This window comes from Lysinibacillus sp. OF-1 (genome assembly GCF_028356935.1).
GTDB lineage: Bacteria > Bacillota > Bacilli > Bacillales_A > Planococcaceae > Lysinibacillus > Lysinibacillus fusiformis_D.
In genome coordinates, this window is the sequence record NZ_CP102798.1 from 4,173,484 (window position 1) to 4,198,377 (window position 24,894).

Genomic DNA, 24,894 nt, shown 5'->3' on the forward strand with positions numbered 1-24,894 from the left:
TTCTTTTCACTATCACCACTCTTGTATAATGAAATTATTGTAAGGAGGTGTTAGATTGCGTTTATTTTACCAGCAAAAAGTAATCGGCAAGAAATCTCGTAAGCTTCAAAAAATTCCATTTTCTATTGATGAGCCTGTTACAACTTTACAAGATTTACTTGTTCAACTTGTGACACAGCAGGTACAACAATTTAATGAAAAAATGGTCGATACACCACTTCATCTTTACTTAACGGATCAGCAATTAGATGACGCAACCCAGTATGGGAAAGTACATTTTGGAGAGAAGAAAAATGATTCTTTACAGTCAGTTGACCAAGCCATGTCCAATATGCTTCAAGCATTTCAAGATGAGCTGTTCTTGGTCCTTCACAATGAGGAGTCGCTAGATTCTCTTACTACACCTTTAACCATACAGGAAGACGATGTTTTTACATTCATTAAATTAACTATGCTTGCAGGACGCATTTGGTAAGGAGGGATATTTCATGACACTTTCACATGAACAAAAAACATATTTTCAAGGTATAGTCGATTCCGCACCTATAGCTATACAGCCATTAGCTGCAGCATTACTAAAATATATGGACAACAGAGATTATGAAATAGAACAGCTGATTGCTGCTCAACAAAATTCAACACTTGAAGAGCTATTTAGTGGTCCACTATTTGACGTGCTTACGCTATTTTCTTCACAAGAACGTGCACTAAAGATTAAGAAACTAGCATTACGTTTTGATGCTACAATGTTCCAAACCGATGTTTTACGTCGATCATTTCGTTCATCTCAACCCGTGCAGGATCATCTTTTCCAGTGTTTACAATTAATAGAAGAAATGCTGACCTTTGAGGAAATTACTTTGGAGGAGTTACTAGCGAATCATCATCAATACGAACATGGTACCTATCCCAATTACAGCTCTTACGTTTTGAAGAATGAAAATATAAAAGTAATGGGCTTTAACGTCTTTGAACAGTTGCTTGCTGACGAACTCTCTTTAGAAAATCCTTCTATTGAAGAGGTAGTGGAAAGTATTTTATTTGATGAGCATCACAGTAGCTTTTTCGGTCATCCGTTCATTCGGGGTATTTTTAAGTCCAATAACCACCGTATGCATGAGGCTCTTGGCAAATTATTAGTAGCAGCTGCCCGTCAAGAAGGGCTACGACAAGCAATCGTTGAAAATATTGACCATGGCAATCTTGATGCACAGCTAAAAATGATGAAACTTATTCAAGAACATCAACTAACACGCTTCTCCTCTGTGATTCGAGCAGTCGATACTTGGATGGGGCTTGGCTATAATAGCTTTGAAAATCAAAAAGTGACGGAGGAAGTTTTAGCTTTAGCTGTCCAAGCCATCGAAGAAGATAACTTTGTTGAACAGCTACTAAAGAGTGAACGTACAATTGATATTTATGTCGCATTATGGGCAACTGCTACAAGAGACTATACAAGGCTAGATGCTGTCGTGACAACGCTCTTAAAGCGTAACAAACATATCCAGCTTACAACGCTTGCCTTTTTAAAAAATTTATCTAAGACCTCCTTTACAGCGCCATTTGTGAAGGATTTAATTTTAACGACGAAAGATATCGAGTTATTTGCCTTTGCATGGGGCAATTTCCTCTATGCTAACCACTATATTAATAGCGAGTATGCAAGAGATCATGAATGGGATCAAAACCTTCAAAAATTCATGCAAGAAAATGCACAGTTGCAAGGCATTGAATATCTATTATTCGAACAACTGGAATGGGCTAAGAATGAAGTTACAAAAGAAGGGCTGAATATTACAGGTAAACCTTTATCCTTTGTCCATGTCCATTTATCATTAGAAGATTTAATTTCAACCCAAATTATTTTGGCCCATCATGTACAAGATGAGGTATTATTCCAACGAATTATTGCACAGGCAGATTCCTACTCACCATCAGGTAGAATCGGCTTACTTAATATTTATTGTCTTGATCCTAAAACACAAGGTCAACGTGAATTTTTATTTAATTCTTTACGAGATCGCAGCTCCATCAATCGTTCTCTTGCATTGAAAAAAATACATGCTCTGACACCAACCGAAGAAGAAATCGTAAAAATTGAAGATCTTTTAGCTAATAAATCAGGGGCACTTCGTAAAGAGGCTATCTCCTTGTTAAAAGCTCAACCACAGGACCCGTTATTACAAAGTGCTGAACGACTGATAAAAGATAGTAAGCAGTTAAAAAGGCTTGGAGGACTTGAATTACTGTTAGAAGCTTCTAAGGACGACAATTTAACGAGTGAGCAAATTACCACTTTATGTTCCTTATTACCAAAAGTAACAAAAAATGAACAAGTTCTGTTAGAACAATTAGTAGCAAGGGATGTACCACAGTATAACGAGCGCAATGGCTTTGGCTTATATACGCCGCATTCCCCTATTCAATATGATCGTATTGCCGATGGGGCCATTCAAATGAATGGTGAAGAACCTTGGCAGCAGCTTGTTCCTTTCTATGTACAGACACCGACACCATTTGAACAATTTTTTCAATATGATATTGAAAAATTGCTGTCGAAGCTTGAGCAACTTATCCAAGTACTTGATGAACATGCTGAACTTGAGTATGAGACGTACCAATGGAATGATACGCCTATTACTACAACGTTAGGACAACAATATAGTGTCCTGACAGATAAAACGGACAGTCGGCGAGATGCTAGTCTAGATGCTTATCCTATTCCTGAGGAAATTGTTCAATGGATCAAGTCATCTCTATTTAGCCGTGAGGACTTAGTCTATTTTAATTTCTACAATAATCTATCAGAATACCCTGCTGCCCATGATCTTTCCGATGCAGCCCATACACTTATTAAACCTTTCTTCCAATACGAAGAAATTAAAGCACGAGTTGTTCAATTTGATTCCTTGAAATATAACTATACGATCCAACAAATTTTCTCTGTGCTATCGCAAGATAGCGATAAAATTTCAGGAGAGACAATGTTGCATAAAGAAGCTCTCTCATTACTAGAAAAGCATGCTCCTGAATTTAATAGCTTTGAACAGGCTATCGGCATAATGCTACAGCTATTCAAACAAATCCCTGCAGATCAGTGGCAGCTTGATGTTAGAGAACAAAGTTATTATTACTATCGTTCTACATCTACTATTATTGATTTGGATGTTATTGAGACATTTGTAGAGCGATGCTGGTCTGGTTACTCAACCTATGGTGAATATGTCAAAATGCTCGCGATCAATGAAGAGCTTACAAAGCGTATGAAAAACGAAGGCTATAGTGCTAATGTATACAATTTATCACTGTTCCAATATTTAGATGCTATGAAGGCTGGGTTATTGACACAGGATCATTTATTTGAAGCCATCTTTACTGATACACTTGCTTCAGAAATATTTAACGAGCCTAATAAATTACTAGAACGCTATCAGCAGTCATTTGAAGACTTAACAGATTTTTTTGCTATTCGTGAACAAGCGATTGATCGTATTTTAGCCATAGAGCTAAAGCGTGGTGATACACCTACCACTGTAACCAAGCTTGCTAGTAATATTTCTTATTTTGAGGGTATTCATTATTTCTTACAAATTCTACAGGCACTTGATGGAGAAAAGCTTGCACGAGGTTATATTTGGCAAGCCGAAACGAAAAAGGATGTATTCTCTCGATTGCTAACTAGCTGCTACCCTAAAAAAGAAGAAACGGCACAGCAATTAAAAGAGGCGTGGGAACAAACAGATATTTCAAAAGAACGTTTAATCGAAGCCATGATGTACAACCAGCATTGGATAGACCTTGTCAGTGAGGTCATTGACTGGGATGGATTAAAGGAATCAGCCTGGTATTTTATCGCCCATACAACTGATTCTTTATCAGACTTTGCCAAAGATCAGATTGCCCTCTTCTCTAGCATAACTGCTGAGGATTTTCGTGATGGTGCATTCGATTTAGCTTGGTTCCAAAGTGCCTACGAAACACTTGGTGCAAAAAAATTCAAACTCGTCTATGATGCAGCAAAATATGCTTCTGAAGGAGCCAACCATCGTCGGGCACAGCTTTATGCAGATACGGCTATCGGTAAGCTCAGTCCCAAACCATTTATGCAAGAAATTCAAGACAAGCGTAATAAAGATAAATTACGCGCACTTGGCCTGATTCCTTTAAATAAATCTGATGATAAAGATGCCCTAACACGCTATCAATTTATTCAACAATTTTTAAAGGAAAGTAAGCAATTTGGTGCGCAACGCCGGGCTAGTGAAGCACGCGCAGCCAGTATTGCACTAGAAAACTTAGCACGCAATGCTGGTGATGGAGAAGCCACACGCTTTACATGGCGTATGGAATTATCAGCCTTTAACGACATCAAGTATTTATTTAAAGCACAACAAATCGAGCAAATTACAGCTCATTTGCAAATTGAAGAAGATGCGTCTGTAGCCATTGTTGTTGAAAAGGATGGTAAACGTCTAAAGAATATTCCTGCTGCATTAAAAAAACATGCCGCTATTGTAACCTTGCAGGAAGCTCGAAAAGATTTACAAGAACAATATAAACGGGCGCGTCCAGCACTGGAGCAGGCTATGGAATTAGAAACCGTATTTTCAGCTGATGAGCTTATCCATTTATTAGCTCATCCGATTCTAGCTCCCCTTTTACAAAAGCTCATCTTTATCAGTGATGAACATGTTGGCATGCTTACACCAGATGGCTTACAGCTTTTATCTGCTGACATTGTGGCACTGGCACCAACGTCCGCCATCAAGATTGCCCACCCTTATCACCTTTTAGAAAGTGGTCAATGGAGACAGTGGCAAGCCTATATGTTTGAGCACAAAATACAACAACCATTTAAGCAAGTGTTCCGTGAGTTATATCTCATCAATGCAGATGAAAAAGCACAAAAACAATCATTGCGCTATGCAGGACATCAGGTAAATCCATCACAAACAATAGCTTTGCTGAAAACACGAGGCTGGCAAATGAGTTATGAAACAGGTCCTCGTAAAGTGTATTACAAGGAAAATATTGTGGCATCCTTGTATGCACAGGCAGATTGGTTTACCCCAGCAGAAATTGAAGCACCTGCAATCGAAGGGGTTTACTTCTATGATCGTCTAACCGGCAAAAATATCGTGTTAGATGTTATTCCTGCTACGATATTCTCTGAGGTTATGCGAGATATTGACCTTGTTGTCAGCGTTGCTCATATTGGTGGTGTAGATCCTGAGGCAAGTCATTCTACTGTTGATATGCGCAGTATTATTGTAGAAGAATTAGCTAAATTATTGAAGCTAAACAATGTGGAAGTGAAAAAACAGCATGCCCTCATTGAAGGTAAGCTAGCAAGCTACTCCTTACATTTAGGAAGCGGTGTGGTGCATCAAGTAGGTGGTTCGATGATTCCGATTATTGCTGTTCCATCACAGCATCGTGGACGAATTTTCTTACCAATGGTGGATGATGATCCACGCACAGCCGAAATCATGTCAAAACTGTTATTACTAAGTGAAGATACTAAAATTAAAGATCCTGCCATTTTAACTCATATTCGTAGCTATGAACAAATGCGCTAATGTAAGCCAAGTAAAAACAGGTGACAAAACAAGTCACCTGTTTTTATTGTACATCCGTTTTAATCATTTCAAATAATAGTGGTACATTCGTACCTCGTTGCAATGAATGGCAACCTTCCATTAAAAACGACCAACTTTTCTTTATTTTTTCCCTATAAGGTAGCTCTGAACTAACCGGGAGATAGGCTCTCAAATATTCTTCAATTGTGCCAGATAGATTGTCCATAAACGCATCTGCTTTTTGTATTTTTTCTGTTGGGATTTCATTGCGCTCATCCCATAAAACATGCTCTAAATTCGTAGAGAAATAAAACAATTGATAAGGTACTTTCATACGATTAATGCTAAAATGGTCGTTGGCAATTAAAATTTTAGCATTCTTCGCTTTCATATCATTACGTTGTTCAATTTGTTCTTTACGCTTAGCTGACTTCACTAAAATAGCATCCTCAGTATAAAATAAATTTTGCTCAATTTTCTCATCTACCTTGACACATTCCGGTGCAATAAAGCAACCATCCGTATCTGTAATATGAACGACAGCAGTTAAATCATTTGCTAAAAATTTATATTTTTCAAGATAGCTTTGGATTACTCGTACCACACTATTTTTAATATTCGGGATACGTTTATGGGCATCCCATTTTGTCAAAATATCTTCACGTTGTACATCAAAACGTATGGTTGAATTCGCAAAGTGAGCATCTAAATAATCCTCTAAAATAATTTGCTCCGTTTGTCCTTCCACAATGATTAAGAGTACCTTTTTAGTCATACTGAACACCCGCTTTACGAAAAGCACGTTTAATTTTAAATGTTTTGGTTTCCTTATAGACATCTTCATCCTGTCCACCAAGTTGAATAGCACGTAAGTAGACATCTCTAGCATTATTTACTTCTTTAATGCCTTTTAGCTGCATATAGCGGTGATTTTCATTTGTCGTTGTAAACCATAAGTTTTTAATAGCTAGCACCTCTAACACACGTAGATTATGGGATGTAAAAATAAGTTGTCCTTTTCCATCCTCATCTATCACTGTTAACAACTCACCCAACAAATATTCAAATACTCCCGAATCTAATTCATCAATAACCACACAGGCATTCGGATTATTGTAGACAGCTATCAATACACTAAGAACAGAAATGATCTTTAAAATCCCCTCAGACTCTGTTCGCAGCGGTAATTCCCTCTCTCCACGCTGTGATAAAAATTCAAAACGAATTCCCGGCTCACCATTATCCATCATTTGCTTTGTAATCACATTAATTTTAATAGTTAGACCTGGAATAATAGCCGTTAACACACGGTTACTTTGCTCAATTACTTCACATAATGCATAGAATGCATCCTCTCGTAATATTGCTGGTCCCTTTAAATCGTAAGGTATTAGACCTCTCGTTTTCTCTAAATGAATACTAAACGGCATGATCCGTTCTTCAAATAATGGTGCTATATTTTGATTATTAACAACATGTAAGTCTCTATTAAAATCAACCGCAATATTTTGAAGTAGTTGCATTTCTTGCTCCGAAAGTCGTTCCTGTAACAATGGCTTTACATCTTTATGGAATAGAAATGACATATATTGCTTTCTTGCTAACTGTTGAATAACAAGTAATTGGATACGTGCCTGCTCACTTAAATCAGCCAGTTTTGATTGACGAATTCGGACGTCCTTCTCTGTTACAGCTACTAATATCTTTGAACGCTTCCCTTTAGCATTTTCTCGATAGCTAAGACGTTCCAGCGTTGTATATAACCGATGCTGATCCTCCTGTAGCTCCACATAGTAATTTACATAAAACGTCCCAAATTGATTTTCAACTAAAAATTCGACATCTATGCAGGCTGTTTGCTCACCTGCTAAGATAAGTCGTTTTTCTTGTGAGGGTAGTTTCACTTCAGCAAGCCAACCCGATATAAGTGTCTTTAATATTTCAAATGCATCCACAATGGTTGTCTTTCCAGAGCCATTCTGTCCATACAGCCCTACAACATTTGCTTGTAGAAATGTCTCAAAATTTACTCCTAGTACAATTTCGCCTTGTCTTACATTTCGCAAATTTTGTATGTTCATCTTTTTTATTTTAATAATCGCCATTTGCTAAACATCCTTTTAACCTTTTTCCTTATTATAATGAAAATTGTTATATTTTATAACAATTTCAACCTTAAGTATCGACTAGCCTAAAGCCTATGGCAATTATCGCAATAGGCATATGTTAGAAAAAATGAAGAAAGGTGTGTTTCATTGGTTTATCCTAGATTAGCTCCTGATGATTTTAACAGTCAATTTCGCCCAGGTATGAAAATATGGGTAACACTCCCCACAGGTACTTATGCAGGTACATTGATTCGAACATTTGGCACGGGAGGAAGAACAGCTGAAATCCAGCTAGATAACGGTCAAATAGTGACTGTGGATGTTAGTCAAATTACTGCCGCAGGTACAGGTACACCACCTGGTAGTTCCTATCCTCCGCCATATCCACCACCCTATCCACCACCTTATCCGCCACAACCATACCCTCCACGTCCATATCCGCCACAACCTTATCCACCGCAACCCTATCCTCCACGTCCATATCCACCACAGCCCTATCCGCCGCAACCTTATCCACCACGTCCAGGAGGGCAATATCCCGGTTTCCCACCACCATTAATACCAGGATTGCCTAATATTTTACCAGGTATCTTTGGTAATCCTCGACCATAGCCAATTAGAAAAGGTTATTTCTTTGTTCATCTTTGAATAAAGAAATAACCTTTTTTTCATTTTATTCCCATAATAAAAATGACAGAAAACCATAGCATTCTCAATGCATATCAGACATTACAAAATAAGTAAAAAGCCCTAACAAGGAGTTGAAAAATAGGATATCCACCAAATTTTTAATTCAATTGAAATCGACTAGTTCCAAGCAAACTTCTTTTTTATACTAGTAATCGTTCGAGTTTTTGTAAAAATACAGACTAAAATACAAAATAGACAGACTAAAAAACTAAATTCCATTCTTTAATTTTATAAATCTAGACTTTAAATAGTAAGTTTTCTGGGTTGTGAATCAATTTTTTTGGCAGTATAGTAGTTTAATGTTAGGGGATAAATAGATTACTTTGCATTCATAAATATTTAATATGCATCTGGACTTCTACGAATAACATCACAATCTTCAATGTGCAGTACATTGACTAAATTATCCATTTCTTATCCTTAGCTTGAAATATTTGTTATATCATATTAGGAGGAAAAGTATGAAAAAACGCAAGAAGCAGCATATGTCCATTAGCAAAAAACTAACCGTAATAATGGTAAGTATTTTATTATTATTTGGTTTAGTTACTTTAGGCCTTTCTTATTATATTGTCAGAAATAGTAATTTAACAGATATGGATCAATCGCTCTCTGACAAAGGCATGATCTTAGCAAAAACGATTGATATCAATACGTTGAAATCAATACTAGATAATCCAACAAACAGTAACTCCGACGCCTTAAAATTAACAAGAGAAATGGATGCGATCAATGACAATTCTGATAGCATTACCAATCTATTTTTAATTACGGTTAATGGAGAAAATATTAATGCACCTGTTCTTTCATCTAGTATACTAGAACTAGGTGCTGAATATAATCAAGATATGATTGCTATGGGTTTATCTCCCGATTTCCTAGCAAGAATCAAAGAGGTTTTTAACACAAAAAAAGCAACAGCAACAGATATTTATAGCGATGAGTTTGGTAGCTACAAAACGGGCCTCACACCCATTTTAGATGAAAATGGTGATATGTTGGCTGCATATGCCATTGACTATGACGTATCGATGGTAACTGGAAAAGCCATGTCTGAAGCTCTATGGACATTATTAGTCACTGTTATTTTCTTAATTGGTTCATCTATTGCTGTATACACTCTTTTGAGAAAAAAATTAACACCAATTCAACAGCTTTCCTTACAATCTAAAAAAGTAGCAGAAGGTAATTTAGAGCTTGAACCATTATCCGTTACTTCTACAGATGAAATAGGAACGCTCACACAAAACTTTAACTTAATGATTGAAAATCTAAAAACTGTCATTAAAAGTACAACAAACGTTTCTGCTCGTGTGTCAAACACAGCCAACGTTTTATCGGCAAATATGCAGGAAGCTTCCGATTCTTATAATAATGTAGCTTCTTCCATGCAAGAAATTGCGAGTGGTGCGGATCTCCAAGTTCAAAAGGCAAAAGAGAGTACGATTACTATTGAAGAAATGAGTATTGGTATCCAACGCATTGCGATGACATCCAATCAAATTTCAGAATCCTCTATCTTAGCATCAGAGGAAGCTGAAAGAGGTAATGAATCGACAAATAAATCAGTTGCACAAATGAATGCGATTAGTAAAGCTGTAAATCAGTCTGCTGCTTCTGTTAAATTACTTGGCGATCACTCCAATAAAATTGAAGAAATTGTGGGCATTATTACGGGAATCGCTTCCCAAACAAATTTACTGGCATTGAATGCAGCCATCGAAGCTGCCCGTGCTGGAGAAGCTGGTAGTGGGTTTGCAGTGGTTGCTGACGAGGTACGTAAGCTTGCTGAACAGTCTGAGGCATCTGCACGGGAAATTTCTACACTTATTTCTCATATCCAGCATGATACAAACGAATCTGTCAATATCATGGTTCACGCTGTAGAAGAGGTCGATCATGGAATTGTTATGATTAATGATTCAGAAAAATCATTTAGCCAGATTCTAACTTCCATTCATCATGTAACAGGACAAATTCAAGAGCTTTCTGCTACGATTGAAGAAATGGCAGCTGGTATGGAAGAAGTAACATCTGCTGTTAAAGATATGGAAGACTTCTCTATCAATTCAAAAGACAATACGAGAGCAGTTGCCGCAACTTCTGCCTCTCAGCTGAATACCGTACAACGAGTTTCTGAAGAAGCTCAAGTATTATCCGAGTTATCTGATGAACTATTAAATGTTGTTAATACCTTTGTAGTGAAATAAAAAAGCGAAAGGGCTGCTCTTATCAGGAGATGTATGTCCGTTAGAATTCTGAGAATGATTCATTTTCTGTGGAACTAATGGCATAAACACTCCTTCATAAGTGTCTGCCCTTTTCTAAAATAGGAGTTGTCATGATTGAATAATAAACGAGAATTTGATGTATACCCATTAGAGAATAATACGCATTCTTATGAGCCACAAACTCTACCATCCAATCGTACACAACTGTTGAACGAAGAAGATTTACTAGCCTATCAAACTTTAAACCAAACATTAGCTGACTACGATCAAAACACCACAATACCTGACGTATTTTATCAGGCAGCACAACAGTTTGCTGAACGCATTGCATTGTCCTTTGAAAATGGTAAGATGACCTACCATCAGCTAAATGAACAATCCAATCAAGTTGCTCACATGCTAATAGCAAACGGTCTGCAAAAAGGAAACTATGTGGCAATCGTTATGGAACGAAGTAAAGAAACAATCATCAGCCTTTTAGGTGTCCTGAAAGCTGGTGGTGTATATGTTCCTATTGATCCAAGCTACCCGAAAGAACGGTGTCAGTATCTATTAAACGATACAGGTGCCCCGTTTATTCTAACGAAAAACGAACATACAGCATTACTGAATGATTTCATACATAATGATTCCCAAACACGTACAGTGTTAACGATCAACCAATCAGAAAAAGGCTACTCACAGGAAAATCTAACTTGTGAAATACATCCATCCGACCTAGCCTATATTATTTATACTTCTGGTTCTACGGGCAAACCAAAAGGGGTTATGCTTAAACATGAATCTGTTATTAATTTGATTACAGATAATCAAAGAATCTACCATTCAACACAAGACGATGTATATTCTCAGTTTATCTCCTATAGTTTTGACCCATCAGTAACAGAGACTTTTACCGCTTTCTTTTCTGGAGCAAGGCTTCATATGCTAACAAGTGTGGAACGTCTATCGATTGAAGCATTTGCTGATATGATTGGTCGTGAGCAAGTAACCGCTGCCACTGTACCCAATGCTTTCTTTACACAGCTAGCAACACATTTACCTGTAGAATACCGAGAAAAACTGACAACACTAAACTACCTATCTGTTGGTGGCGAAGCTCTATTACCTGCTGTCGTTCAAAAATGGCATGAAAAATTTGGATTAACTACAGAGATTATTAATCTTTACGGACCAACTGAATGTACAGTATTGTCCTCTTACTTCAAGATAAAGGATTCTATAATAGATAAACAATCCAGTATTCCTATTGGCAGACCAATCGCTAATTATGAGATGTATGTTGTTAATGACGATGAGCAGCTTTGCCCAGTTCATGAAACTGGAGAATTATGTATTGCAGGTGCTGGTTTAGCAGCAGGCTATTTACATCAGCCAGAAAAAACGGCTGAGGTATTTGTACCTCATCTATTGAAGCCAGAACAAAAAATGTATCGTACAGGTGATTTAGTTCGCCTATTACCTAGTGGTATTATTGAATTTGTTGGGCGCAAGGATTCACAAATCAAAGTAAGGGGCTTCCGTATTGAGCTTGGAGAAATTGAAACGGTGTTAAGCAATCATCCTAACATTCAGGAAGTCGTAATCATTGCGAAGAAAAAGTCCGATGGTAACAATCATTTATTTGCCTACTATACAGTGACTAGTGGTATACAACTTGAGGAAGATATTTTAAGAGACTACCTGTCAACTCTTCTACCAGATTATATGGTGCCTGAGCGTTTTATAGAATTGCCTGAAATGCCGCTTTCTCCTACAGGAAAAATCGATCGAAAACAACTAGCATCACTGGAAGTGGTTTTATCACGTAGCCATGCATACAGCGCACCCCAAAATAATATACAGCAGCTGCTAGCTACCGCATGGGAAAATGCACTTGGTATCGAGCCAATAGGCATTTACGATAATTTCTTCCATATTGGAGGTCATTCATTAAAAGTGCTTGAAATTCTTGTACAAGTGAAAAAGCATATACCATTCTTAAAAATACAAGATTTCTTCCACTACCAAACGATTGCAGAGCTAGATCAATATATTCGTCATTATCAGCCGGAAGCTAATGACAATCAAGAGCAACCAGCTAATCTTGTTTTTAAGGATTTAATGGAACCAAGTCCGCTGCAAGTCTCTCAAACTGTAAGACCCTTGCCAATGACGTCGGTATTATTAACAGGAGCTACAGGTTATTTAGGAAGCCATATATTATACGAGCTGTTAACAGCAACAAATGCACATATTTACTGTCTTATTCGACCAGGTGCCCATGCAACGATTGAGGACAAGCTAATGGATAGTATGCAATTTTACTTTGGCAACGATCTTGTTCATCCTATGAAAGAGCGTGTCACAGTTATCCCAGGCGACTTAGGAAAGCAACAACTTGATTTATCTGATGAAGCTGAACAAATGTTGCTGGAAAAAATCAATGCAATCATTCATTGTGGTGCAGATGTACGTCATTTTGGTGCGGCTGACCATTTCAATAATGTCAATGTGAATGGTACTCGCCATTTGCTTGAAATAGCTAAACGAAAACCGGGTATGCATTTCCATTATGTATCAACAATTGGTATTCCAGAGGAGTTAGCTGCCATTCAATGGGGCTCAAATGAGGCAAAAGGTAATTTTAATTACGATGTGAAGCTTAATAATGTGTATACCCAAAGTAAGCTAGAGGCGGAAAATCTTGTTCGAAATGCTGTAAATGATGCCATTCCTATTTCCATTTATCGTGTAGGAAATTTAAGTTGTCACTCTGAAACAGGCAAATTCCAACGTAATATTGATGACAATGCCTTTTACCGTATGATTAAATCGATGCTTTATTTAGGTAAAACACCTACTGCACAATGGCATGTTGACTTTACTCCTATTAATTATGCGAGCCAAGCACTCGTTTCTCTGGCGAGTCAGCCAGCAGCAAACGGTCATGTCTTCCATTTATGTAATCCTGTATCGCTTCCTTATTTAGAATTAATCGACATGATTAAGGAATTTGGCTATGATCTATCAATCGTTTCAGCACAGGAATATACAAATTGGCTATTGCATAGTGAGCATACAAAAGAAGCACAGGAATATTTATTGTTAGCCATTGCTCAGCTTGAAGGTGATGGAGCTGGTGATTCCCCGTTTATTTTCAATTGCAAAAAAACACTAGAATTTTTAGTCAATACGAAAATTGAATGTGCAGTACCTAATACAGCCTTTATTCACAGAATGATTCAATATGGAATAGATACAGGCTACTTCCCTGCTCCAAGTCAAGTCAAGTCAACATAAGATAATCAAACAGGATATACAGCTATTTGCATATCGTTAACACTAACAGAGTAGGATACTTTTTTAAGTACTCCCTTCTGATATTTAACGAAAATTTAAGAAATACAGGATTTTGCAGGATCAGCAATGAGCATTGCTTGGTTGGGCATGTGCTATAAACCTCATTTGTTTGATACCATTAATATTAAGCGAGCCAAGAAAGAACTTTCTAGCTCGTTCTCGATTCACAACATCCTTTATCCATCTGCTGAAACAATTACAATGTTTAATAGAGAGCTGCTTCCATTGCTATAACAAAAAGGAGGAGAAATTAATAATTTCTCCCCCTTTTTTAAGTTGTCTAATCGACTCTCTTATTTAAATAAGTCTGGATACATCTCTTTTGCTAATGCTTCCATTCCATCTATTGTGTTGTAGCCATAACCAAACATGTAATTATAATCTACGATATAAATTTGTTTATTTTTAATAGCTTTCATGCTTGAAAGTTTAGGATTTGCATAAATTTCTTCGCGTACTTTTGTTAGATCAGAACCATCCCAGTTAGGAAGAATTAATACATCTGGATCTGCTGCAATTAATGTTTCAACACTTACATCGCCTGTTTCATCTTTGAAAATGTTATCTAATTTAACCATTTTGAATGCGTCATTGAAGAATGTTTCATCGTGAGCTGGGTATACAAAAAGCTCTTTTGGATCATTTGTATGCAAATAAGCAAAAGTTTTTTCTTCTTTAATACTTTCTAATTTTGAAGAAATGTTTTGTTGTCGCCCTTTTAATTCTTTAATAAAGCTATCCGCTTTGTCTTGCACTTTGAAAATTTTACCGATATTTTCGATATCTTTGTAAATAGAATCATATGTGCCACCTGTTACAGATGATTCTAAAACATATGTTTTAACGCCCATTTCATTAAGTGAGTCTACTGTCCCTACGCCCCATTCAGCATTATCAAATAAGCCACCGCGACCAAATACAAGATCAGGATCAGTTCCTAATGTAACCTCTTTCCCTACATACTCATCACTTAAAATATTTAACTTAGCGTATTCTTCTTCTACAGATTTATCGACTGCACCAAAGTTTGCACCGACACCAACGATTTTATCACCTAATCCTAAATGTAATAATAATTCTGCTGCTGGGCGTGTATTAGCCATAATTCTTTCAGGTGCTTTATCGAATACTTGATCTTTCTTTTCCCACGTTGAGCCTCCCTCAGCCTTTGCAAAGTTAGCAACTGTCAGTGGATAATAATCTTTTGTTTGTGTTTCCTCAGCTGTATTTTTTGATGTGTTACCACAAGCTGTTAATGTTAATAAAGCTGCTAAACCAATTCCTAATAATAGTTTTTTCTTCATGGTGTTCCTCCTATAGTCCATATGCAAAGCCTAATCCGTTTGTCACGGGATTAGTAAACGTTTGACATTTAATATGATATAAAGCTTCTATTGTTTCCGGTGTTAAAACCTCTGCTGGTGTGCCATGCGCATAGATTTCACCATCTTTGACCGCATAGAGATAATCACAGTAATGGGCTGCCATTTCTAAATCGTGAAGCGCTGCTAAAACACCGATGTTTAAACTTCTAACACAGGATAGTATTTCGATTTGATAACGAATATCTAAATGGTTTGTTGGCTCATCCAAAATCATAAATTTAGGCTGCTGAGCAATCGTTCTTGCTAAAATAACTCGTTGCTTTTCGCCACCAGATAGTGAAAGAAAACTACGCCCTCTATAGGATTGTAAGTTCGTACGCGTTAACGCCTCTTCCACTATGTCAAAATCCTTTTGGTTATCTGACTCTAGCATTTTTTTATGAGGTGTTCTGCCTAACATCACCATTTGCTGTACCGTTAAATCAAAATGCATTTCATTGAATTGCCCTACTACACCTAAGTGCTGAGAAATCTTTTTTTCAGGACTCTTCAAAACATCTAAATCATCTAAAAAAACCATCCCTTTTTGAGGCACAAGGCTTTTATAAATACTTTTCAACAAAGTTGACTTTCCGCATCCGTTTGGTCCGATTAAGCCCACAAATTGTTGCTTATTCACATGAATGGATATGTTTTTTACTATTTCCTTTTTGCCGATCTTTACCTCTATTTCCTTTGCTACTAATTCCATTGTTCTACCCTCCGAAGTTGTAACCTTTTTTTACAATCATATAGATAAATAATGGCGATCCAATGACAGAAGTAATGATACCAATTGGTAATTCAACATTTTGGATTAATGTTCGAGACAGAATATCCGCCCAAATCATGAAAAGACCACCTAAGAGCAATGTTCCTAACATTAATCGTTTATGGTCTGCTCCAAAAATGCCTCTCGTGATATGTGGAATAATTAAACCAACAAAACCGATCATACCCGCATAAGCAACCATTGTTCCTGTAATGAGCGAAGTAAGGATCATGTACAATTTGCGATAAGCACTTAGATTGATACCTAATGTGATAGCTGATTCATCTCCAAGTAGCATTGTATTTAGCACACGATGTTGGAAAAGGAATAACGCAGCCCCTAGCACAATCACAATTGTTAAAATCGGTGTTTTATCCCAGCTAGCAGAGGCCAAGCTTCCCATAGACCAAAACGTAACGGTTTTAATGCCCTCAGCATTATTCGCAAAAAAGATAATAAGACTTGAAAAAGAACTACATAATGCTCCAATGACAACACCTGATAAAACAAGTTTGACTGATGTCGCTTTACCACCAATGCTGGATAAGATCAGCACTGCCATAGAGGTAATCATTGCCCCTGCAAATGCTCCAAAGGCTACCCCAAACTGTGCCAACAATGCACTACTTCCAAAACCAACTAGAATGGCAAAGGTTGCACCCAATGACGCCCCTGAAGAAATACCAAGTATGTATGGATCAGCAAGGGGGTTTTGTACAACCGCCTGCATGACAGTCCCGCATAGTGCAAGTCCAACGCCAATCAATAATGCAAAAACCACACGAGGCATTCTGACCTGTAAAATAATATTCAAGTAGGATTCACTATCCACACTATCAAGCGAGCCAAGCTTCCCGTTGGATATAGTATGTAGCAAAATATCCATTGATTGCTTAAAAGGTATGCTGACTTGTCCTATTGATACAGAAAAAACGGCAGATATTAAAATGGCGCCTATTAAAAGCAAGATAATAACATAATAAATATTGCCCATTCCTATTCTGTTAGCTTCCTGATTATCCAAGATTTCACCTCTATCTAACAAACTATTAGTTAATGATAACGATTATCATTTTCATTTTGTATTGTAAGTGATAATCTTTTGAAAAACAACAGGAAAATTTTTAATTATAGATTATTCATACATTTAGTAGATGAATAATCCACTAATGGCGCTTTCATTCACTAAAATTATTTTTTCGTTGAGCATCACAACAATAAGTTTAGAAATCCCATTTATTATATAGAAGAGAAAATTTAGGAATTTCTAATTAACTAAATATAATCAACAATTGAATGCGAAAATGCTCGCTTTTATTTTTGACTATGGGTCTGTTTTAATTGGTTTATGATTATCTCATTGGGAACTAGAGGAATTAGCTATAGGAGAATTGCTATTGGAATCCCCCTCGCCTAACTACCTTGACTAGAGGTTAGGCAACAGGAAAATCAGCAATCGATGATGGAGGTAAATTTAAACAATTTATTGGAGCTATGATGAAATCACCCTGCTGTTAAATGGATCATCGACTATAAATAGAGCTCATTGGAAAAAGGGGACTGAATGGGACAAATATAGAGCGATATACTTGTTACAAGCGCTGTACATTTAAGCTATTCATTATAAAAACCACTTCCCATAAAGTTATGGAAAGTGGTTATGTTTAGTCAAAAATTTTAGCTGAAACTAAAACTTACATCATGCCTGGCATACCGCCCATGCCGCTCATATCTGGCATTGCTGGTGCTGCTTCTGGAATATCTGCTACAACTGCTTCTGTTGTTAAGAATAGCGCTGCAACTGATGCTGCGTTTTGTAGAGCTGAACGAGTTACTTTTGCTGGGTCCACTACGCCTGCTTCCATCATGTTTACCCATTCGCCAGTAGCTGCATTGAAACCAATGCCAACTTCTTCACGTTTTAGGCGATCCACGATGATTGAACCTTCAAGACCAGCGTTATTAGCGATTTGGCGAACTGGTTCTTCTAAAGCACGTAAAACGATTTTCACACCTGTAGCTACGTCGCCATCTACTGATTCAGCTGCTTTTTCCACTGCTGCATAGACGTTAAGAAGGGCTGTACCACCACCTGATACGATACCTTCTTCAACAGCAGCACGAGTAGAGTTTAGAGCATCTTCAATACGCAGTTTACGTTCTTTAAGCTCAGTTTCTGTTGCAGCACCAACTTTGATAACTGCTACGCCACCTGCTAATTTTGCAAGACGTTCTTGTAATTTTTCTTTATCGAATTCTGATGTTGTTTCAGCAAGTTGTGCACGGATTTGACCAATGCGTCCTTCGATTGCGTCTGCACCGCCAACACCTTCAACGATTGTTGTGTTGTCTTTTGTTACAACAACTTTTGCTGCACGTCCAAGTGAAGAAATATCCGCTGATTTTAGGTCTAAGCCTAATTCTTCAGTAATTACTTGACCACCAGTTAGGATAGCGATATCTTCAAGCATTGCTTTACGACGATCACCGAAGCCTGGTGCTTTTACTGCTACAGCATTGAATGTACCACGAAGCTTGTTCACAACAAGCGTTGCAAGTGCTTCACCTTCCACGTCTTCAGCAATGATTACTAATGGACGACCTTGTTGTACCACTTGTTCTAATAATGGTAATACTTCTTGAATGTTTGTAATTTTTTTATCAGTAATTAAAATGTATGGGTTATCAAGAACCGCTTCCATTTTATCTGTGTCAGTTACCATGTAGTGTGAAGCATAGCCACGGTCAAACTGCATACCTTCTACTACATCAAGTTCTGTTGTGAAGCCTTTAGATTCTTCGATTGTAATAACGCCGTCGTTACCAACACGCTCCATTGCTTCAGCGATCAGTTGTCCAACTTCATCATCTGCAGCAGAAATAGCAGCAACTTGTGCAATTTCTTCTTTATTGCTTACTGGACGAGAAATAGCGTGTAATTCTGTAAGTGCAGCAGCAACTGCTTTATCAATACCTTTGCGGATACCTACAGGATTTGCACCAGCCGTAACGTTTTTCAAGCCTTCACGAATAATTGCTTGTGCTAATACTGTTGCTGTTGTTGTACCGTCACCAGCGATTTCATTTGTCTTAGAAGCAACCTCTGCTACTAATTTTGCCCCCATGTTTTCATATGGGTTTTCTAGCTCGATTTCTTTAGCGATTGTTACACCATCATTTGTAATAAGTGGTGAACCGAATTTTTTTTCTAAAACAACATTACGCCCTTTTGGTCCTAATGTTACTTTTACTGTATTCGCTAATTTATCTACACCTTGTAACATTAATGAACGAGCGTCTTCTGAGAATTTAATATCTTTTGCCATGAGAATTTACCCTCCTGAAATGGAATATTCGTTAAGCTTCTTCAATATATTTATATCAATTTCATCTTATTGTCATTTTCGTTAAACAAACAATAAGCCTTCACCTTTATTTAAGGTGTGAATAATGTACTTATTCAATAATTGCAAGAATATCGCTTTCGCGTAAAATTAGGTATTCATTACCTTCAAATTTAACTTCTGTTCCAGCGTATTTAGAGAAAATAATGCGGTCGTCAACTTTAACGTCAAGCTCTACACGTTGCCCGTTCTCTAATACACGACCTGTCCCAACTGCTACTACTTTACCCTCTTGTGGTTTTTCTTTTGCAGAGTCAGGTAGTACAATACCGAATGCAGATTTCTCTTCTACCTCGATTAGTTCAATTACAATACGATCTCCTAGTGGTCTTAACAAGTGAAACAACCTCCTAATAATTAAATAATTGTTAAAATTTATTAGCACTCTATATCAATGAGTGCTAACACAATTATTATGATAATCAATCACACTTTTTTTTGCAAGCCAGAACTTCGAAAAATTTTGTTTTCTTTCCATATTCCTCTACAATAGAAAGGAAGCATATGAATGGAAAGGATTTTGACTGTGACTAATTCTCAAAAAATAACGAAACATAAAAAAACAGCCCTGTATGTCTTATTAATTTATATCTTGATGCAGATTTCAAGCAGATGGCTGCTCTTACCGTTTCATAAGCTCGTTATGAAGATAACTGGTCTAGCTTCTGAACAAGCGGCTCCCATTACTCAAGGCTGGTATATTGCCCTTAGTTTTGCTATTGCGCTCATTTTAAGCTTAATCCTAACATCTCGTGATAAAGCCTTTTGGAACATTTATCAAGGAAAAAAGGAAACGATCCCTCTTACAATTGTTTGGGGAATCTTCGGTTTCTTCCTCGTGTTCTTTGGTCAAATGATTGGTGCCGCTATTGAGATGGCTGTTTTCGGTATCGAAGGAGGTTCCCAAAATACCGCAGATATCGTCGCTATAGCTCAAGGTGCTCCCGTTGCTATATTAGCGATTGTTGTATTTGGGCCTATTTTAGAAGAATTCGTCTTCCGCAGAGTCATATTTGGCTCGCTTGTCCAAACAACAAATTTCTGGGTGGCGGCTATAGTAAGTGCCATATTCTTTGCGATTATCCACTTCGACTTCTCGCATATCTTGCTTTATACCATTTGTGGCTTAATATTTGCCTTTTTATATCACAAAACAAAACGCATTTGGACTTCTATTATCGCACACGTTATGCTTAATGGATTTGTGACACTTGTACAATTCTATGCAGAGCCATTGCAAAAGTTTCTTCAAGAACTAGAAAAAATGCAATAATTTTTTGTAAAGTCATCGTAAAGCGGAATTAGAACACAAAAGCTCGGTGTCCCATTGAGGGCACCGAGCTTTATCTATTACTGTTGATTCAATTCTTCTATTTGTCGTCGTTGCTGCTCAAGCGCCTCTTCAATCTGACGCTTTTGCTCCGCTTCCTGTTCTTCTTTTAAACGAATTTCCTCTGATTTAAGATATTTCTTATAACCAATCCGAGAAATCATAATACTAATTTCATACAAGATAAACAATGGCACAGAAACCATTAAATGTGACGCCAACTCAGGCGGTGCAATAATCGCTGCACATACAAATAAACCAAAGTATGAATATTTACGAATTCGAATTAGTAAATCTGGACTTAATATACCAATTCGCGAAAAGAATAAAACAACAATCGGTAACTGGAATAGAAAACCAAAAGGTATTGTAAGCTTAAACAAAAATGTAAAATACTCATGTATACCAATGGTTTGCTGTATCTCCAAATCATTCGATAAATTCATCATGAATTTTATGACATACGGGAAGAGTAAGAAGTACGAAAAAGATAACCCTGCAATAAACAATAGAAATGAATATGGTATATAGCTTAGAGTGGCTTTACGTTCTACTTCTCTTAATCCAGGGCTAATAAACGACCACAATTGATACATCAACACTGGCGATGAAAGAATAAAGGCAATTATAAAAACAACTTGGATATAAATCGCAAGTGGTGTGACTACGTCAAATGCATGAAGCTCAATATTATATTTTGCTCCAGTCATTTGAAGGTATTTAACAAGCGGCTTTGCGACGAAAAAGCCGCCAGCCATAGCGAGAACAAAGAAAACGGCAACAATGAACAGCCGTTTTCTTAATTCTTCTATATGCTCAATGACAGTTAGATCTTTTGGATTCATTCCTCAAACATCCTAACTTACTTATCTAGTTCTTTCTTTTTCTTGTCATCATCATCTTCGTCGGCTAAACCTTTAGTAGCATTTTTGAATTCACGTAGTGTTGAACCAAATGCCTTACCAAGCTCTGGTAACTTCTTAGGGCCAAAAATTAATAACGCGACAATTCCGATAATAATGAGGCTCATAGGACCAATTCCACCCATTACAGCCACCTCCTCTTTATATCCATCATTTTAACGCATATTTCGCCATTTTGCTAACTAATTATATGTGAAAGTTTTTCGTCTCTCTCATAGGTTTACCCGCATTTTATTAAAAAATATTATTTGACAGAAATGGTGAATTACACTTAAAAATATGTATTATTTTCACACTTCCTGATTACGAATTAAATATATAAGCGCTTGCAATTCTACCGATAAATCAATGGTTAAGAGCTGCATTCTATCTGGTACTGTTAACCGTTCTGGTGTAAAGTTTAAAATACCTTTTGCATTCATTGCTGCTAAACGATCCGCCATTTTTTGTGCGGAGCGTGGTGAAACGGTTAAAATCGCAAGCTCTGCACCGTATTCAGCATACTTCTCCTCCAGCAAATCTGGATGAAAAACAGGAATATTACTAATCATTTTGCCATCCTTCGGTGCTTTAGAATCGAATGCTACGACAATATGTGTATTATGGTTTTTTTGAAAATTATATTTTAATAATGCACTGCCCAAATTCCCCACGCCAATTAACGCTACTTTTGTCGCTTCATGTTGATCAAGCGTCTGGCTAAAAAATTGTAATAAATGCTGCACATCATAGCCATAGCCCTTTTTACCAAGAGCGCCAAAATAAGAAAAATCACGGCGAATCGTTGCAGAATCTATTTTCATCGCTTCACTCAGTTCCTTCGACGAAATACGTTCCATACCTTCTTGTGCAAAGTTTTGAATAAATCGATAGTAAAGAGGAAGTCTTTTTGTAGTGGCTTGTGGGATTTTTAATTCTTGTTTCAAACTTTCTCCTCCTTATGATGAACCTCAATCAATTTTACTGTATTTAACTACTAATTTTAATACATTTATCCTTAACTATATACAACATTTTTGCAATCCACTAGCGTATTTCTCTTTAGTTAATGGCGCTTTGTACGCAACTAACTAAAAAGAAATCGTTTCAATCTTACATGACTGCTAGGAATAAGTAAAGCACCTACATTGCATGCAAATCGTTCATCCATTACACTAAGGTAGAATTGAGGTGTCAAGAATGATTGTTTTACAGGTCAATCAACTAACTAAATCCTTTCTTGCAGATGAAATTTTAAGTGGTGTTAAATTAGAAGTTCAACACCGTGATCGCGTTGCCTTAGTAGGGCGAAACGGTGCAGGTAAATCGACTTTATTAAAAATAATCGCTGGTCAAATGTCCTATGACTCTGGGGATATCATTATCCCAAAGGGCGTTCAGGTTGGCTATTTAGAGCAACATGCTGGATTAAATTCTACGTTAACTATTTGGGATGAAATGATGACCATTTTCGAACCGCTTTTAGCTCAAGAACAAACGCTCCGCTCGCTCGAACAGCAGATGGCTGATCCTACCGTTTACGAAAATTCCACTCTGTATGCGAAAGTTATGTCGGAATACGATCAACTACAGCATACTTTTAAGGATGCTGGCGGCTATCAATATGAATCGGACATACGTTCAGTGCTTCATGGAATGCAGTTCTATCCCGAAGACTATGATAAACCCATCAGCTCACTATCTGGTGGACAACGCACACGTTTAGCACTGGCTAAGCTTTTACTTAGTAAACCAGACCTTTTAATTCTCGATGAGCCTACGAACCATTTAGATATCGAAACATTATCTTGGTTGGAATCTTATTTAAAGAGCTATGAAGGAGCTATTTTAATTGTTTCCCATGACCGCTACTTCTTAGACCAAGTCGTTTCCATTGTCTACGAGGTGTCACGTCATCGTGTTACAAAATATACAGGCAATTACAGTGCTTATTTAGATGAAAAGGCTAAAACTTATGAACGCGATGTCAAACTTTTTGAGCGTCAGCAAGATGAAAAGGCCAAGCTAGAGGATTTTATCCAAAAGAATATTGCACGTGCCTCTACAACAAAAATGGCACAAAGTCGACGTAGAATGCTTGAACGAACTGAGTGGATGGAATCGCCAGATGGTGATGAGAAATCCGCTAGTTTTGGTTTTACTATCGAACGTCAAAGTGGTAATGATGTTTTATCCGTCGATGATTTAACAATCGGCTATGATGATCAGCTAATATCTAGTGGTATTAACCTGCGCACTTTTCGCGAGGATCGGATAGCCCTTGTTGGACCAAATGGGGTTGGTAAATCAACATTATTAAAAACAATTGTGAAAGATTTAACACCTCTTGCAGGTGCTATTCGTTATGGTACTAATGTACAAATTGGCTATTATGATCAAGAGCAAGCAAAGCTTTCAAGCAATAAAAGTGTCTTGAAAGAGCTATGGGATGAATGGCCGCTCATGAATGAAAAAGATATTCGCACTGTCTTAGGACGCTTCCTATTTAGTGGAGAAGATGTGGATAAAACCGTATCCTCTTTATCAGGCGGTGAAAAAGCACGCCTTGCACTCTCAAAATTAATGATGCAAAAGGCCAATTTTTTAATTCTCGACGAACCTACAAACCATCTAGACTTAGATAGTAAAGAGGTTCTGGAAAATGCACTGATTGATTATCCTGGAACGCTTCTATTTGTCTCCCATGACCGCTACTTCATTAATCGTATCACAACGAAAGTGGTGGAGTTGTCTGGAACTGGATCATTTGAATATTTAGGTGACTATGATTATTATGTAGAGAAAAAACAGGAACTGTTGGAGCTAGCGCAAATGAAGGCTGCCTCCCAACTACAAGTACAGCAAGACCTACCTGATAAGACTTCTACCTCTAAAATTGATAAAGAGGCAAAAAAACGCGAACGTCAAATTAGACGTACTATTGAAGAACTAGAAGTGAAGATGCAAGAAACGACAGCTAGCATTGATAGGCTCGAGGAAGCTCTCTGTGACCCTGCAATTTTCACGGATCACGAAAAAATTTCACAGCTTCAAGACGAATTAGCTACTGCTAAAGAACAGCATGAGCGATTGGAATTAGAATGGTTAGAGCTAAATGAGGAACTTGAAAATATGAATATGTAGTTACTGATTTTAAGCCATGTGCCTCGCC

General features: G+C 37.3%; 17 protein-coding genes. 7 read left to right on the plus strand and 10 right to left on the minus strand.

The features are described 5' to 3' along the window. Positions 1-55 precede the first annotated feature (55 nt). Positions 56-475 (plus strand): hypothetical protein, encoded by a 420-nt coding sequence (locus tag NV349_RS20450; protein ID WP_058843580.1) that lies wholly within the window; start codon positions 56-58, stop codon positions 473-475. Between the two features lie 13 nt (positions 476-488). Next, on the plus strand, positions 489-5,579 hold the full coding sequence (locus NV349_RS20455) for a DUF4132 domain-containing protein (RefSeq protein ID WP_271911072.1): 5,091 nt from the start codon (positions 489-491) through the stop codon (positions 5,577-5,579). 43 nt (positions 5,580-5,622) lie between these two features. On the opposite strand, the gene NV349_RS20460 is transcribed toward NV349_RS20455, so the two are convergent. Next, positions 5,623-6,354 (minus strand): hypothetical protein, encoded by a 732-nt coding sequence (locus NV349_RS20460; protein ID WP_036118980.1) that lies wholly within the window; start codon positions 6,352-6,354, stop codon positions 5,623-5,625. After that, complete coding sequence (locus NV349_RS20465) at positions 6,347-7,684, minus strand: AAA family ATPase (RefSeq protein ID WP_101967020.1); 1,338 nt, start codon at positions 7,682-7,684, stop codon at positions 6,347-6,349. The genes NV349_RS20460 and NV349_RS20465 overlap by 8 nt, the downstream gene beginning before the upstream one ends. Before the next feature lie 150 nt (positions 7,685-7,834). Here NV349_RS20465 and NV349_RS20470 point away from each other — a divergent pair, with 150 nt between their 5' ends. The 3 genes from NV349_RS20470 to NV349_RS20480 all read left to right on the plus strand — a co-directional run bounded on the left by NV349_RS20470 (position 7,835) and on the right by NV349_RS20480 (position 13,890). Then, positions 7,835-8,299, plus strand: a complete 465-nt coding sequence (locus NV349_RS20470; protein ID WP_036118983.1) for a hypothetical protein — start codon at positions 7,835-7,837, stop codon at positions 8,297-8,299. A 539-nt stretch (positions 8,300-8,838) separates the two neighbouring features. Then, positions 8,839-10,587, plus strand: coding sequence for a methyl-accepting chemotaxis protein (locus tag NV349_RS20475; RefSeq protein ID WP_036118985.1), 1,749 nt, complete (start codon positions 8,839-8,841; stop codon positions 10,585-10,587). Between the two features lie 135 nt (positions 10,588-10,722). Continuing rightward, positions 10,723-13,890: a non-ribosomal peptide synthetase gene (locus NV349_RS20480; protein WP_271911074.1), complete on the plus strand. Its 3,168-nt coding sequence runs from the start codon at positions 10,723-10,725 to the stop codon at positions 13,888-13,890. Positions 13,891-14,243: 353 nt separating this feature from the next. Here the strand turns inward: NV349_RS20480 and NV349_RS20485 are convergent, their stop codons facing one another. The 5 genes from NV349_RS20485 to groES all read right to left on the minus strand — a co-directional run bounded on the left by NV349_RS20485 (position 14,244) and on the right by groES (position 19,827). Further along, positions 14,244-15,254: an ABC transporter substrate-binding protein gene (locus NV349_RS20485; protein ID WP_036118989.1), complete on the minus strand. Its 1,011-nt coding sequence runs from the start codon at positions 15,252-15,254 to the stop codon at positions 14,244-14,246. Between the two features lie 10 nt (positions 15,255-15,264). Beyond that, positions 15,265-16,026 carry an ABC transporter ATP-binding protein gene (locus NV349_RS20490; RefSeq protein ID WP_036118991.1) on the minus strand — a complete coding sequence of 254 codons (762 nt, stop codon included), beginning with the start codon at positions 16,024-16,026 and terminating at the stop codon, positions 15,265-15,267. Positions 16,027-16,030: 4 nt separating this feature from the next. Beyond that, complete coding sequence (locus NV349_RS20495; protein ID WP_036118993.1) at positions 16,031-17,110, minus strand: FecCD family ABC transporter permease; 1,080 nt, start codon at positions 17,108-17,110, stop codon at positions 16,031-16,033. Positions 17,111-17,780: 670 nt separating this feature from the next. Then, positions 17,781-19,412: a chaperonin GroEL gene (gene groL / locus NV349_RS20500; RefSeq protein WP_058843576.1), complete on the minus strand. Its 1,632-nt coding sequence runs from the start codon at positions 19,410-19,412 to the stop codon at positions 17,781-17,783. Between the two features lie 130 nt (positions 19,413-19,542). Next, on the minus strand, positions 19,543-19,827 hold the full coding sequence (gene groES, locus NV349_RS20505) for a co-chaperone GroES (RefSeq protein ID WP_004224358.1): 285 nt from the start codon (positions 19,825-19,827) through the stop codon (positions 19,543-19,545). A 171-nt stretch (positions 19,828-19,998) separates the two neighbouring features. Between groES and NV349_RS20510 the strand changes: the two genes are divergently transcribed. After that, complete coding sequence (locus NV349_RS20510; RefSeq protein ID WP_058843575.1) at positions 19,999-20,763, plus strand: CPBP family intramembrane glutamic endopeptidase; 765 nt, start codon at positions 19,999-20,001, stop codon at positions 20,761-20,763. 77 nt (positions 20,764-20,840) lie between these two features. On the opposite strand, the gene tatC is transcribed toward NV349_RS20510, so the two are convergent. The 3 genes from tatC to NV349_RS20525 all read right to left on the minus strand — a co-directional run bounded on the left by tatC (position 20,841) and on the right by NV349_RS20525 (position 22,669). Further along, positions 20,841-21,665: a twin-arginine translocase subunit TatC gene (gene tatC, locus NV349_RS20515; RefSeq protein WP_036119000.1), complete on the minus strand. Its 825-nt coding sequence runs from the start codon at positions 21,663-21,665 to the stop codon at positions 20,841-20,843. Between the two features lie 17 nt (positions 21,666-21,682). Continuing rightward, entirely contained in the window at positions 21,683-21,868 is a 186-nt protein-coding gene (locus NV349_RS20520; protein WP_010857065.1) for a twin-arginine translocase TatA/TatE family subunit, read from the minus strand. Between the two features lie 165 nt (positions 21,869-22,033). After that, positions 22,034-22,669, minus strand: a complete 636-nt coding sequence (locus tag NV349_RS20525) for a redox-sensing transcriptional repressor Rex (RefSeq protein ID WP_036119002.1) — start codon at positions 22,667-22,669, stop codon at positions 22,034-22,036. A gap of 253 nt (positions 22,670-22,922) precedes the next feature. Between NV349_RS20525 and NV349_RS20530 the strand changes: the two genes are divergently transcribed. Continuing rightward, positions 22,923-24,866 carry an ABC transporter ATP-binding protein gene (locus NV349_RS20530; RefSeq protein WP_271911079.1) on the plus strand — a complete coding sequence of 648 codons (1,944 nt, stop codon included), beginning with the start codon at positions 22,923-22,925 and terminating at the stop codon, positions 24,864-24,866. Positions 24,867-24,894 lie beyond the last annotated feature (28 nt).